Annotated in this window: 12 protein-coding genes; 10 read left to right on the top strand and 2 right to left on the bottom strand. The window is 61.7% G+C overall.

The window, feature by feature from the left end; translation table 11 throughout:
* Positions 1–120 precede the first annotated feature (120 nt).
* The 4 genes from GOB87_RS01195 (at position 121) to GOB87_RS01180 (ending at position 3985) form a co-directional block, all read left to right on the top strand.
* The gene (locus GOB87_RS01195; RefSeq protein ID WP_166312726.1) at positions 121–834 is read left to right on the top strand and encodes an HAD hydrolase-like protein; all 714 of its coding nucleotides are present in this window, start codon (positions 121–123) and stop codon (positions 832–834) included.
* Positions 835–963: 129 nt separating this feature from the next.
* Positions 964–2052, top strand: coding sequence for a branched-chain amino acid aminotransferase (locus GOB87_RS01190; protein ID WP_166312725.1), 1089 nt, complete (start codon positions 964–966; stop codon positions 2050–2052).
* Positions 2053–2152: 100 nt separating this feature from the next.
* The gene (locus GOB87_RS01185) at positions 2153–3166 is read left to right on the top strand and encodes an NAD(P)H-quinone oxidoreductase (RefSeq protein ID WP_242006089.1); all 1014 of its coding nucleotides are present in this window, start codon (positions 2153–2155) and stop codon (positions 3164–3166) included.
* 27 nt (positions 3167–3193) lie between these two features.
* Entirely contained in the window at positions 3194–3985 is a 792-nt protein-coding gene (locus tag GOB87_RS01180; protein ID WP_166312724.1) for an alpha/beta fold hydrolase, read from the top strand.
* 42 nt (positions 3986–4027) lie between these two features.
* Here the strand turns inward: GOB87_RS01180 and GOB87_RS01175 are convergent, their stop codons facing one another.
* Entirely contained in the window at positions 4028–4792 is a 765-nt protein-coding gene (locus GOB87_RS01175) for a glucose 1-dehydrogenase (RefSeq protein ID WP_166312723.1), read from the bottom strand.
* Between the two features lie 139 nt (positions 4793–4931).
* The gene (locus tag GOB87_RS01170) at positions 4932–5885 is read right to left on the bottom strand and encodes an SPFH domain-containing protein (RefSeq protein ID WP_166312722.1); all 954 of its coding nucleotides are present in this window, start codon (positions 5883–5885) and stop codon (positions 4932–4934) included.
* A 71-nt stretch (positions 5886–5956) separates the two neighbouring features.
* On the opposite strand from GOB87_RS01170, the gene GOB87_RS01165 reads away from it, so the two are divergent.
* The 6 genes from GOB87_RS01165 to GOB87_RS01140 form a co-directional block, all read left to right on the top strand.
* The gene (locus GOB87_RS01165; RefSeq protein ID WP_242006088.1) at positions 5957–7207 is read left to right on the top strand and encodes a multidrug effflux MFS transporter; all 1251 of its coding nucleotides are present in this window, start codon (positions 5957–5959) and stop codon (positions 7205–7207) included.
* Positions 7208–7311: 104 nt separating this feature from the next.
* Entirely contained in the window at positions 7312–8553 is a 1242-nt protein-coding gene (locus GOB87_RS01160; protein WP_166312868.1) for an LL-diaminopimelate aminotransferase, read from the top strand.
* Entirely contained in the window at positions 8550–9872 is a 1323-nt protein-coding gene (locus GOB87_RS01155; RefSeq protein ID WP_166312721.1) for a homoserine dehydrogenase, read from the top strand. The genes GOB87_RS01160 and GOB87_RS01155 overlap by 4 nt, the downstream gene beginning before the upstream one ends.
* Before the next feature lie 102 nt (positions 9873–9974).
* On the top strand, positions 9975–10973 hold the full coding sequence (gene glpX, locus GOB87_RS01150; protein WP_166312720.1) for a class II fructose-bisphosphatase: 999 nt from the start codon (positions 9975–9977) through the stop codon (positions 10971–10973).
* A 19-nt stretch (positions 10974–10992) separates the two neighbouring features.
* Positions 10993–12813: a single-stranded-DNA-specific exonuclease RecJ gene (recJ, locus tag GOB87_RS01145; RefSeq protein WP_166312719.1), complete on the top strand. Its 1821-nt coding sequence runs from the start codon at positions 10993–10995 to the stop codon at positions 12811–12813.
* A 115-nt stretch (positions 12814–12928) separates the two neighbouring features.
* Positions 12929–13754, top strand: an 826-nt coding sequence (locus tag GOB87_RS01140; RefSeq protein ID WP_242006087.1) for a cation:proton antiporter domain-containing protein, incomplete at its 3' end; no start/stop codon positions are given.

Below are 13754 nucleotides of genomic sequence, written 5' to 3'. Positions count from 1 at the left end.
GCACATTTTGCTTTCGGGTGAAGCGCTTTCCTCTTCAGCCATGAAAAACCCCGTCATCGGCAAACTGCGCTGTCGTCCCTCACATTGACGGATTTTCGCAAAGCCGGGCAACATGCCGCCATGACACTTCCCGCAAGTCCGCTTGGCGGCGCTTCCGTGCTTTTCGATCTCGATGGCACGATCATCAACTCCCGCACCGGCATCATCGCCACGATCCATCGGGTTCTGCGCGATATGGGGCATGACCCCGACCCTGAGCATGACCTCAACTGGGTGGTTGGGCCGCCATTGCGTGACCTGATCGGGGAAATTCTCCGTCATTACGATGACACGCGCTGCGATGAGGCGATGGAGCGGTATCGTCGGCTCTATGAAACGACGGGCAAGCTGCAAACGCCTGTGTTCGAAGGCATGCGCGATGTGCTCGACACATTACGCGCTGCCGGCGCCACACTCTATATCGCCACATCCAAACCGAAAGAGCTGGCCCGTAGCATTTTGGAACGCCACGGACTGGTGGAGCGTTTCCGCGAGATCTATGGCGCACGGCCCGATGATAGCGGCGCGGAAAAGCCCGAACTGATCGCCTCCGCCCTGCGCGATCATAAGATTGAGACGCATCATGCCGTGATGATCGGAGACCGGCGCTTCGATATCTCCGGTGCGCACGCAAACAACATCCGCGCCATCGGTGTGGCATGGGGCTACAGCGGCGCAGGTGAAATGCTTGAGGCCGCTCCCGAAGCCATTGCCGCAACACCCGACCAGTTGCCCATGCTGGTGACAGCCCAGTTCCATGCGGCGATGCGCCATGTGCACGCGACGCAGGCCTAAAAGAACGACCACGAGCAGGATTGCACAGCTTCCGGATTGCCCACGCGGGCGATTTCCGGTCAAGTGCGCAACATAAGGCCGCAAGGCCCACACCCTATCAAAGCCGGACAGAGGCAGGAGACACAGGCCGTGAGCAGCGCCGAAGACCTCGAATTCAAGATCCTTGCGCATCCCAACCCGACATCCCCCGAGCGACGCGCGGAACTCATCGCTAATCCGGCGTTCGGTCGTGTGTCCACAGACCACATGGTCATGATCCGCTACAAGGAAGGTCTGGGCTGGCACGACGCGCAGGTGATGCCGCGCGGCCCACTCACGCTCGATCCTTCGGCCGCCGTCCTGCACTACGCGCAGGAAATCTTCGAGGGCATGAAGGCGTTCCGCACGTCCGACGGTGGCATTGCCATCTTCCGCCCGGACGCCAACGCCCGGCGCTTCCGCTCCTCCGCAGAGCGCATGGCCATGCCGCCGCTGCCGGAAAAGCTGTTCATCCGCGCCGTGGACGAACTGGTGAAAGCCGACCGCGACTGGGTGCCCGAAGGCGAGAACGCGAGCCTCTACATCCGGCCCTTCATGTTCGCCAATGACGCCTTTCTCGGCGTGAAGCCCGCCTCGGAATACCTGTTCCTTGTGATCGCAGCACCTGTCGGCGCCTATTTCAGTTCCGGCGCCGTCACGGTCTGGGTCTCGGAGACCTATACGCGCGCAGCCCCCGGCGGCACGGGCGCTGCCAAATGTGGTGGCAACTACGCCGCCTCCCTGCTGGCGCAGGCCGAAGCCAAGGAAAATGGCTGCGATCAGGTCGTGTTCCTCGATGCGGTCAATCACCGCTACATCGAAGAAATGGGCGGCATGAACATCTTCTTCGTGTTCGATGACGGGTCCATCAGCACCCCCGCCCTGACCGGCACCATTCTGCCCGGTATCACGCGCGATTCCATTCTCACCATCGCCCGCGAGAAGGGCATGACGGTGCGTGAGGAGCCCTATACCGTTGATCAGTGGCTAGCAGATGCAAAATCCGGTCGTCTGACCGAAACCTTTGCCTGTGGCACGGCAGCCGCCATCTCGCCCATCGGAGCGGTCCGCACCAAGGCCGGTGAAGTCAAAATCCCGCAAGCGCCGGGACCGGTGGCCATGAGCCTGCGCGAGACGTTGATCGGTGTGCAGCGCGGGCGCGTGAAAGACACGCACGGATGGGAACATCGCGTCGTCTGAGATCATCCTCCCGTAAAGGAGCTGTTATTGGCCTTGGGGATCGGACCGGCCTAGCCTGCGTTGAACACGATATCGCAGGCAACCGGACAGGTCCGACCCCATGAGCATCACCCTGCCAGACACAATGACAGCCATCCTCGTGGACGAGCCCGGTTCTCCCGAGGTTATGAAACTCGGCAAAGTCTCTCTGCCAGTCCCGACCGCAGGAGAAGTGCTGGTCCGAGTTCAGGCCAGCGGCGTCAACCGGCCCGACATCATGCAACGCAAGGGGCTTTATCCGCCTCCACCGGATGCCAGTCCGTTGCTCGGTCTTGAAATCGCGGGCGAAGTCGTCGCACACGGTCCGGCTCTAGATGGCGTGACGCTGCCACCCATCGGCACCAAGGTCTGCGCGCTGGCCAATGGTGGCGGTTATGCCGATTACTGCGCGGCCCCAGCCGTGCAATGCCTTCCGTGGCCCAAAGGCTATGACGCCATACGGGCGGCCGCCCTGCCGGAAACCTTCTTCACCGTCTGGTCGAACCTGTTCACGACCGCGCATCTGAAAAAGGGCGAGAGCGTCCTCATCCACGGTGGCGCGGGCGGCATCGGCACGACAGCCATCCAGATTGCCCGTGCCATGGGCGCTGTCCCGCTGGCGACAGCGGGCGATGCCGAGAAATGCGCCCTGTGCGAAAAGCTGGGGGCCGTTGCCATCAACTACCGCACGGACGATTTCGTGGAAAAAGTGCGCGAGCACACGGATGGTAAAGGCGTGAATGTCATTCTCGACATCATGGGCGGCCCCTATTTCGAGCGAAACCTCAAGACGCTAGCCGTGGACGGACGGCTCGTCATCATTGCGCTGCAAGGTGGTGCGAAAGCCACCGAAGTCGGACTGGCCCGCATCATGACACGCCGTCTGCACATCACGGGCACTACGTTGCGACCGCGCAGCACAGCCTACAAAGCGGACGTCGCACGGGAATTGCACGAATATGTCTGGCCGCTTCTCGATGAAGGCCGCCTTACTCCGGTCATTCACGCCACCTTCCCGCTGGAAGAGGTAATGGAGGCTCACAGGATGATGGAAGACGGGACACACAGCGGAAAAATCATTCTCGTCCATTCCTGATCGAACAGAACGGAACTCTTCCAGACCATGCTTCTCAATGTCATAGACCGTGGGCCGGATGCACCGGACACGGACGCGTCCTCCCTTCCTCCCGTCGTGTTCCTCCACGGTCTGTTTGGACGGGCACGTAATTTCGGCTTCTTCCAGCGTCGGCTCGCGCAATCACGTCGCACACTGGCAATGGATCTGCGAAATCATGGTGACAGTCCGCATGGGCCGATGAGCTACCCCATAATGGCCGAGGACGTCTTTGAGACGCTGACCCATCTCAATGTGGAAAACGCCATCGTTGTCGGCCACTCGATGGGTGGCAAGACCGCCATGATGCTGGCGCTGCATCATCCCGACCGGGTGGCGAAACTTCTGGTGGCCGACATCGCACCCGGCGAGGGCGGCTTTTCGCAAGGACACGATCTAGCCGCACGTCTGGCCGCCCTGCCCTTTCCCGACCATCTGACACGCGCCAGCGCGGATGCCCTTCTGGCAGAAGTGATTTCAGAGCCCGAAGTGCGCAATCTGATGATGCAGAACATCGAACTCGGCGATCACCCGCACTGGACCATCGGCATTCACGAGATTGCCGCCGCCATGCCGGACATCGTGGGCTGGCCATCCATCCCCACCGGCATGACCTATGACGGCCCCACGCTGTTCGTAGCCGGGGAACGCTCGCACTATATCCAGCCTGAAAACTATCCCGAGATGAAGCGGCTTTTCCCCCATTACCGGCTGACGACCATCAAGAATGCAGGGCACTGGGTTCACGCCGAGCAGCCGGCACAGTTTCAGGCCGTGCTGTCCGGGTTCATTGAGTCGTAAAGACAGGGTGGAGCGGGAAGAGGCAGCTTCCCACTCCATTTTTCACTGCGCGGTATAGCCACCGTCAATGACCAGTTCGCTGCCGGTCATGAATTTCGACTCATCGGACGCCAGATAGAGAATGCCATAAGCAATGTCGTCTGGCTCGCCCAGATGTCCGATCGGGTGCAGATCCACCAGCTTCTGACGAGCGGCGACATCTTCCGCCGTCAGCCCCTGAACCATCGGTGTCCAGATATAGCCCGGATGCACCGAGTTCACGCGAATGCCGTAGCCGGATTTTGCGCAATGCAGCGCCGCTGATTTCGTGAAAATACGCACGCCGCCCTTGCTGGCGTTATACGCGGCAAGCGTCGGATCACCGATCAGACCTTCAATGGACGAAAGATTGACGATCGACCCTTTCGTGCCGTTTTTCTTCATGCCCTCAATAGCATGCTTCGTGCCGAGAAAGACGCCGTCCAGATTGATGGATTGCACGAGATGCCAATCCTCAAGTGTAGCACTTTCCACCGTGCCCGGATGAGCGATGCCCGCATTGTTCACAGCAATATCGAGCTTGCCGAACGCCTTGAGTGTCGCGTCGATGGCCGCTACCCAAGCCTCTTCCTTGCGTACATCCAGAGGCACGAACAGGGCTTTTCCGCCCGCTGCCTCGATTTCCGCAACCGTTTTGCGCCCCTCTTCCTCGTTCACGTCCCCAATGACGACGGATGCGCCTTCCTTCGCCAGAAGCACGGCCGTTGCCTTGCCGATGCCTCCTGCCGAGCCGCTTACGATCGCAACCTTACCTGCTACTCGTGCCATGGTCGTTCTCCTGATCCAGATACCCGCGCAACAAACGCGCGCGCCACACAGGCTTCCATGATATCGGTCAAGCGAACGACATCCTTTTTATGAAATTATTCTTTTTCTCCGGTCATGTTTTCTCAATCTCCGGTGTAGGTCATGGCTGTCGCACCCCCGTGTTGATCACCGGCGTCACCTCCCGGTCTCCCACAAGCACAACAAGAAGATTGGACACCATCGCTGCCTTGCGGTCAGCGTCCAGCACACTCCCCAGCCGTCCTTCAAGCTCCGTCAATGCCTGCTCCACGATATCCACCGCGCCCGATGTAATGGTCCGCCGCGCGGCGATCACGGCACTGGCCGCCTGCTTGCGCAGCATCGCTCCCGCGATTTCAGGGGAATAGGCCAGATGCGACAGGCGGGCGTCTGCCACGATCAGCCCCGCCAGTCCCATCCGATCCCGCAGATCCGCCAGCAGCGCCGCCGTCAGACGATCACCACCATCGCGCAAGGAAAGCATGTCCTGTGCAATCCGAGTGTCACCGCCCTGCCTAACGGCCAGAGCCTGACGATACTCCTCTTCATCGTAAGGATGACTGTTGGCCAGACCGCGCAGCGCCGTCTCGCCCTGGGCCGAGACATAAACAGGATAACTTTCCACATCGAACACGGCGCGCGAGGCTTCCGCCACACGCCATGTCAGCACCATACCGATCTCGACCGGATTACCCGCCGCATCGTTGACTTTCAGCGGCCCGATTTCCTGCGACACAAGACGCCGTGAGACGCGCCTGCGCACTGAAAAAGGATTGACCAGCCAGAAACCGTCCCGTGTCAGCGTGCCTGAATAACGGCCAAAGAACGTAAGAACCGCCGATTCATTGGGCTGGAGCGTGAGAAAGCCGCGCAGCAGAAAAAAAGCAACCAGACCGCATACGCCCCCTGTCACCAGAAAAAGACTCTGTTGCGGCACATCACCCAATCGACTGGAAGCGCCAATGCACCCAACGGCCAGGACGGCAAGGAACAGCACCAACGGGATACCGACAAAACCCGACACGACGCGCGCCGGCTTTTCCGCCGTTCCCATTCTGGGAGTCTCTTTTTCCATTGTTCTTTCCTTTTCCAGCGCACCACTCATGAAACAGTCGGGCGACACCGCAAGTTGCCTACCGCGGAACAATGCCCGATCCTGTAACCCATGATTTTCTTTCCACTACCGGCGCGTCGGGCTCGCGCCGCATGAAAACGCCACCTCTGTGGTTGCTCGCTCTCATCACACTGAGCGGCACTCTGGCCATGCATATCTTTGTGCCCGCACTCCCCGCCGCAGCACAGGAAATGGACACATCTCCCGCGACAATGCAGGCCGCAATCAGTCTCTACATCACGGGTCTTGCCGTCGGGCAACTGATTTACGGCCCCTTTTCCGACCGCTTCGGGCGCAAGCCTGTGCTGACGGTTGGCCTGAGCCTCTACACGCTGGCAGGCTTTCTGGCCGCCTTCGCGCCCACGGTGCCACTTCTTCTGACCGCCCGCCTGCTGCAGGCATTGGGGGGATGTGCCGGGCTTGTGCTGGCCCGCGCCATTGTGCGCGACACGTCCACCACCAATGAAGTCGCGCGCAAGCTGGCCCTGATGAACCTGATGGTGGTCATCGGCCCCGGCCTCGCCCCGCTCGTGGGCACCTTCATGACCCATATCTTCGGCTGGCGTTCCGTTCTGTTGGCCATGGCGCTGATGGGGGCGTTCAATCTTTTTCTCACCCGCACGCACCTGCCCGAAACGGATGGTCCGAGCCGCCGAGGCTCAGGCGCGTCGGTTCTGCACGATTACGTCGCCCTGCTGCGTTCGCCCACGTTTTTTCTCTGCGCGTTGGGCGGTGGCTGCGCCACGACATCCATGTATGCGTTCGTGGCCGCCGCTCCGTTCATCTTCGCCAATGAACTGCATCAACCGCCCTCCGCTACAGGCTGGGCACTGGTGGCGCTTCTTGCCGGCATATGGCTGGGCAACATGCTGCTCAGCCGCATTGCCGCGCGGGTGGCGGGCACCACGATCATGGTACGCGCCAATCTCCTCAGCCTGCTTGGAGCCTCAGGATTCCTCGCACTGGCGATGAGCGGCCATCTCTCCGCATTGCCTATTATGTTCTGCATGATGATCTTCACCATCGGCGCGGGCCTGACCTCTCCTGCCGCCATGACGGAAGCCATCAGCATCAATCCCCATGTGGCGGGTTCGGCTTCCGGATTGTATGGCAGTGCCCAGATGGGGATCGGCGCGCTGTGCACGACACTGGCCGCTGGGCCGGGTCACTCGACAGCATTGGGCGTAGCCATTGTTCTGGTGACGGCCACCCTCATCTCGCAGTTTGCGCTGCGGCGCGCGGCCGTCCTGTGCAGGCGTCGGAGAGGGTCAATCCCGGCCTGAGCATCGGCTTGCACGACCTTGCCACTCCTGCCCCCGCTTCCTATACGTTTGAACCCCGCCATTCCGGCAAGAAGCTCCACAAGAGCCAGCAGGACAGTCCGGCCATGACCGAAGAGTTCCATCGCATCCGTCGCCTCCCGCCCTATGTCTTCGCGGAGGTCAACAAGGCCAAGGCAGCGGCCCGAGCCCGGGGTGAGGACATCATCGATCTCGGCATGGGCAATCCGGACACGCCCACGCCGCCGCACATCGTGAAAAAGCTGGTGGAAACCGTGGCCGATCCACGCAGCCACCGCTATTCCGTCAGCCGTGGTATTCCCGGTCTGCGCCGCGCGCTGGCGGGCTATTACGAGCGCCGTTTCGACGTGAAGCTCGATCCCGAAACGGAAGTGATCGCCACTCTTGGCTCCAAGGAAGGCCTCGCCAATCTGGCCTCCGCCATCACCAGCCCCGGCGACACCATTCTTGTCCCGAACCCGTCCTATCCCATTCATCAGTTCGGCTTCATCATCGCGGGTGCGTCCGTGCGCTCCATTCCGGCCTATCCGGATGACGAGATGCTGCGCGCGCTGGAGCGCGCCGTACGCCATTCCGTGCCCAAGCCCACGGCGCTGATCGTCAATTTCCCTTCCAACCCCACGGCCTATCTGGCGGACCTCGATTTCTACAAGGAACTGGTCGCCTTCTGCCGTCGGGAAGAGATTTTCATTCTCTCCGATCTTGCCTACGCCGAGATCTATTTTGGCGATCTGGTGCCCCCCTCCATCCTCGCTGTCGAGGGGGCGAAGGATATCGCCGTTGAGTTCACCTCGCTCTCCAAGACCTATTCCATGGCGGGCTGGCGCATGGGGTTCGCTGCTGGCAATCCGCGCCTGATTTCCGCTCTTACGCGCATCAAGTCCTATCTGGACTATGGCGCGTTCACGCCGATTCAGGTTGCCGCCGTCGCAGCGCTGAGTGGACCGCAGGATTGCGTGGCTGAAATCCGCGCCATGTACAAGGACCGCCGCGACGTGCTGCTGCGTGGTCTGCACGCCGCAGGATGGGATGTGCCCACGCCCGAAGGCTCCATGTTCGCCTGGGCGCCCATTCCGGAAAAGTTCCGCGACATGGGCAGCGTCGCCTTTTCCAAGCTTCTGCTTCAGGAAGCAGGCGTCGCCGTAGCGCCGGGTCTTGGGTTCGGCGAACATGGTGAAGGTTTTGTGCGCATCGGTCTGGTTGAGAACACCCAGCGCCTGCGTCAGGCGACACGCGCCATCAAAGGCTTCCTGTCCGCTCACGGCGTCACAGCGCCTACCCCTGCAACAGCAGGCAAACCGTCAGTTCTGGAGGATACCGCGTCGTGACTTCGTCCAAGGAAGAAGCCGCATCCAAACATCCGTTGCGCCTTGGTGTCGCGGGGCTCGGCACCGTTGGGGCCGGGCTTGCCATCCTTCTGCGTGACAACGCGGACCTGATTACGGCACGGGCCGGACGCCCGATCCAGATTACAGCCGTTGCCGCGCGTGACCGCACGCGCGATCGCGGCATCGACCTGAGCGCCCTGCGCTGGCACGCCGACGCCATTGACCTCGCCAGTGATCCGAATGTCGATGTCGTAGTGGAACTGATCGGCGGCGCGGAAGGCAAGGCTCGCGAACTGGTCGAAGCCGCGCTGACCGCAGGTAAGCCCGTGGTCACGGCAAACAAGGCGCTCCTCGCGCTGCATGGCGAACGCCTCAGCCGCCTAAGCGCCGCCCATAACGCGCCGCTGCTCTTCGAAGCCGCCGTGGCCGGGGGGATTCCCGCCATTAAGACCGTGCGTGAGGGGCTGGCGGCGGACCGCATCCTCTCCATCGGCGGCATTCTCAACGGAACCTGCAACTACATCCTCACCGCCATGCGCGAGACGGGCCGCGATTTCGCGGACGTGCTCAAGGAAGCACAGGATCTGGGCTATGCCGAAGCCGACCCGACCACCGATGTGGATGGCTTCGACGCGGCCCATAAGCTGGCAATCCTCGCCGCGCTGGCGTTCGGCAAACCTGTCGAATTCGACAGCGTGCATGTCGAGGGCATCCGTAGCATTGGCGCTCTCGACCTCGGCTTTGCCCGCACGTTGGGCTACCGGATCAAGCTGCTTGGCCTTGCCCGTCAGTCCGAGCGTGGCATCGATGCCCGCGTGGCCCCCTGCCTCGTCCCGGAGACGGCCCCGATCGCGCAGGTGGATGGTGTGTTCAATGCCGTCATTGCGGAAGGCGCGTTCGTTGGACGCCTGATGATCGAGGGACGTGGCGCAGGTGCTGGGCCGACCGCCACGGCGGTTGCCGCCGATATCATCGACATCGCGCGCGGCAAGACCATTCCGGTCTGGGGCACCTATGCGACGGACGTGACCGCTGTTCGCAGCCGTCCCGCCGATGAATGGCACGGTGCGTTCTATCTGCGCCTGAGCGTGACAGACCGCGCGGGCGTGATTGCCGACATCACCGCCATCCTGCGCGATTGCGGCGTGTCGCTGAGCCGCATGATCCAGCATCCGTCCGCCCGCAGCGGAGATGACGTGCCGCTCGTGCTGGTCACGCACCCGACGGAAGAACGGGCCATGCAGGCCGCCCGTCAGCGCATTGCGGCACTCGATGTCGTCTCGGCCGAACCGGTGCTGATCCGTATCGAGACGTTCTGATCTGCGTGCCCGCCCTCTCGACCTGATCGAAAGGGCAGTGCATCGTTAACTTTTCGCGGCCCGCAGGAAGCGTGCCGCGTCACCCTGCCGGAGACGTTGCTCATGCCGACCGCTTCCAACGAAGAACTGTTCTACTCCGATCGCAATCTGGCGCTTGAACTGGTGCGCGTGACGGAAGCAGCCGCTCTCGCTTCCGCTCACTGGACGGGTCGCGGCAAGAAGAACGATGCGGACGGCGCCGCCGTCGAAGCGATGCGCAAGGCGTTCGACACGGTGGCTATCGACGGCACGGTCGTCATCGGCGAAGGCGAGATGGACGAAGCGCCGATGCTCTATATCGGTGAGAAGGTCGGTGCAGGCGGCCCCGCCATGGACATCGCCGTCGATCCGTTGGAAGGCACCAATCTGTGCGCCAAGGACATGCCCAACGCCATCACCGTCGTGGCGCTGGCCGAGCGCGGCAATTTCCTGCACGCACCGGACGTGTACATGGACAAGATCATTGTCGGCTCGGGTCTGCCCGAGGGCGTGGTGGACATTGACGCTGCCATTGACGCCAACATTCGCAACCTCGCCAAAGCCCGCAAATGCGACATTGGCGACATCACGCTGTGTGCGCTCGATCGTGAGCGTCACGCGGAACTCATCGCCAAGACGCGCGAAGCCGGTGCCCGTGTGCGCCTGATCTCGGACGGCGATGTGGCCGCAGGCATTGCCGCCTGTCTGGAAAGCTCGTCAGTGGATATCTATGCCGGTTCAGGCGGTGCGCCGGAAGGCGTTCTGGCCGCTGCTGCCATTCGCTGCATGGGCGGTCAGATGCAGGCGCGTCTGATGTTTGAGGACGACGCCCAGCGCGAGCGCGCCCAGAAGATGAACCCCGGCAAGAAGCCGGATCGCAAGCTCGGCCTGACCGATCTGGCCGCTGGTGATGTGCTGTTCTCCGCAACCGGTGTGACCTCGGGCTTCCTGCTCGAAGGCATCAAGCGTCTGCCACCCCAGCGTGCCGTGACACACTCGCTGGTCATGCGCTCCAAGTCCGGAACACTCCGCTTCATTGAGGGGTATCACAACTTCAACCGCAAAACCTGGAGCCCCAACTGAGCCTCAGTTGACCGCATCGATGTCCGAGACACTCCCGATGGATGACGCCACCACGTCAGATGAAGCCGTTCTTGGCGTGGAATGCAGCCTGTTCGGGCATCGATGGGTCTGGCGCGACGGGGCGGACAGCCCCGCCACGCTGCGTCTGGGAAGCGCTATCGCCCAGATCTGCGATGTGCCCGAGATTGTGGGCCGTATCATGGCCATGCGGGGTCTCCGTCCCGACACGGCACAGGCTTTCGTTGAACCACGCCTGCGTAACTTCCTGCCCGATCCCTCCACGCTGCATGGTATGGACAATGCCGCCGCCCGGCTGGCGCTGGCTGTGGAAAACGGTGAGACAGTCGGCGTCTTCGGTGATTACGACGTCGATGGCGCGTGCTCGTCAGCCCTTCTCACCACGTGGCTGCGCGATCTCGGCTGCACTGTTCACACCCATATCCCCGACCGCATCCGCGAAGGCTATGGCCCGAACGAGACCGCTCTGTGCGGATTGGCAGAGCGTGGAGCCTCCCTCGTAACCTGCCTTGATTGCGGCACGGCGGCAGCCACCATCCTCGCCTGCCTCAAGGACCGCGCGGATGTGATCGTCATCGATCACCACAAGGCCGAACTGATGCTTCCCGACGTGCTGGCCGTGGTCAATCCAAACCAGCCAGATTGCGCGTCCGGGATGGGGCATCTCTGCGCCGCCGCCCTCACCTTCCTCACGCTCGTCGCCGCCACCCGCGCCCTCCGTCAGAAGGGATGGTTCAACGAGCGCCCCGAACCAGACCTGATGGCCTGCCTCGACCTCGTAGCTCTTGCCACGATCTGTGACGTCATGCCCCTGCGCGACCTCAACCGTGCCTTCGTGCATCAGGGATTGCGGGTGATGAACAAGCGCGCACGACTGGGGCTGCGCACGCTAATGGAAGTGGCCAGCGTGGGTGAGACGCCCAACGCCTTCACCTGCGGTTTCGCGCTCGGTCCACGTATCAATGCCGGTGGCCGCATCGCGGAGGCCCATCTGGGCCTGCGTCTACTTACGGCACAGGAAGATCTGGAGGCGCGGCAGATGGCCGAACGCCTCAATGACGTCAACCGCAAGCGGCAGGACGTGGAGGCCGATATTCTCGATGCCGCCATGGAACAGGCCCGCAGGCAGTTCGATGACGGCAATCCGGCGCTGCTCGTATCCAGCCGCGACTGGCATCCGGGCGTCGTGGGCATTGTCGCAAGCCGTATCAAGGAAGAGTTCAATCGCCCCGCTTTTGTGGCGAGCGAGGACGAAAACGGCACGCTCAAGGGGTCGGGGCGCTCCGTTCCCGGTCTCGATGTCGGATCTGCCGTCATCGCCGCCAAGGAACACGGTCTGCTCATAGCGTCCGGCGGTCATATGGCGGCCTGCGGGTTCACGCTGACAAAAGACAATCTTTCAGCGTTTCACAGCTTTCTCAATGAGAGGCTTGCGCTGGCGGCCGAGCGTCCGCGTAAGCCAGAACTGCCCATTGACGCCGTGCTGCCACCAAGCGCCTGCACGCCCGAACTGGCTACTGCGCTGGCCATTCTCGCCCCGTTCGGTCAGCATAACGAAGAGCCGTTGCTCGCCATCGAGCGAGTGAAAGTGGACCGGTTTTTTCGTATTGGCGCGAACAAGCGCTCCATTCGACTTACGCTTTCGGGTGAAGGCAACCGCAAGATCGGCGCAATCATGTTCAACATCAAGGACGATGCCATTCTTGACGTGCTGGAAGATCTCTCACGCCCGACGCTGCATATCGCAGGCTGGCTGCGCACCGACACATGGCAGGGCCGTGAGACGACGACATTCTTTATCCGTGATCTCGCAACACTCTGAACGATCCCTTCTCCAAGACGCTATTTCCTGACGGGGACATTTTTTGTCATGCCCGAACAGCGACGATCGGCCCATGCTGTCTGATAGACAGCGGCCTGATTCTGGAGCGTAAATCATGCCAACCATGCTCGGGCTTGTCGGTGTCCTTCTCACCCTTGCCACTCTTTTTGCCGTCATCAACCAGAAAACGCTGAAACTGCCGCTGACCATTGGCGTGCTGCTGTTCACCCTTGTCACCTCTGGACTGGTGATGGGACTCAATGCACTGACTCCGCATCAGGCATTTCTGAGCATTCCACGCGAGATTCTCGACACCATCAACCTGCCGTCGTGGCTTCTCGACGGTGCTCTGGCGATCCTGCTGTTTGCAGGTGCGATGCAGGTGGATCTGGATCATCTGATACGGCGCAAGTTTTCCATCGTGGCCCTCGCTATCCTGGGCACCGTGCTGGCCGTTCTCCTTCTCGCTCTCGCCGCATGGCTGATTTTTCCTGTTCTGGGCGTCCATGTGCCGATTTCATGGTGCATCCTTCTCGGCGCGATACTGGCCCCCACCGATCCCGTCTCAGTGGTGGGCATGCTGCGCAGGCTGGGACTACCGCCGCATCTTCAGGCGATCTTCGCGGGTGAAAGTCTGTTCAATGATGGTGTGGGGATCGTCATCTTTACGCTGGCGATCGGCGTCGCGACAGGCGAAACGGCCACGGTCACACCCGGTGACGTGTTCATGGGGTTTCTGCACGAAGCGGGCGGCGGCATCGTGCTGGGGGTCATGACCGGCTGGTTGATGCTCCAGATCGTGCGCACCGTCGATGACGCCCATATTCACCAGAGGTGGTCCCCATTTTTCGGACAGGGCGATAAGCTATCATCTGGCCTGAACGAGGACGGGTTTTATGGGCAAGGTTACGCGGAAACGGTATGCGGCAGAGTTCAAGTCA

Origin of the sequence: Acetobacter estunensis, assembly GCF_011516945.1 — a bacterium.
GTDB lineage: Bacteria > Pseudomonadota > Alphaproteobacteria > Acetobacterales > Acetobacteraceae > Acetobacter > Acetobacter estunensis.
Note: the sequence above shows the minus strand (reverse complement) of the source record. Positions and strands in the feature narration are given on the sequence as shown.

Bases quoted from the DNA above. Each gene is read 5' to 3' on its own strand.
- GOB87_RS01195 (WP_166312726.1), top strand. From the start codon at position 121: ATGACACTTCCCGCAAGTCCGCTTGGCGGCGCTTCCGTGCTTTTCGAT.
- GOB87_RS01185 (WP_242006089.1), top strand. From the start codon at position 2,153: ATGAGCATCACCCTGCCAGACACAATGACAGCCATCCTCGTGGACGAG.
- GOB87_RS01180 (WP_166312724.1), top strand. From the start codon at position 3,194: ATGCTTCTCAATGTCATAGACCGTGGGCCGGATGCACCGGACACGGAC.
- GOB87_RS01175 (WP_166312723.1), bottom strand. From the start codon at position 4,792: ATGGCACGAGTAGCAGGTAAGGTTGCGATCGTAAGCGGCTCGGCAGGA.
- GOB87_RS01170 (WP_166312722.1), bottom strand. From the start codon at position 5,885: ATGGAAAAAGAGACTCCCAGAATGGGAACGGCGGAAAAGCCGGCGCGC.
- GOB87_RS01165 (WP_242006088.1), top strand. From the start codon at position 5,957: ATGCCCGATCCTGTAACCCATGATTTTCTTTCCACTACCGGCGCGTCG.
- GOB87_RS01160 (WP_166312868.1), top strand. From the start codon at position 7,312: ATGACCGAAGAGTTCCATCGCATCCGTCGCCTCCCGCCCTATGTCTTC.
- glpX (WP_166312720.1), top strand. From the start codon at position 9,975: ATGCCGACCGCTTCCAACGAAGAACTGTTCTACTCCGATCGCAATCTG.
- recJ (WP_166312719.1), top strand. From the start codon at position 10,993: ATGTCCGAGACACTCCCGATGGATGACGCCACCACGTCAGATGAAGCC.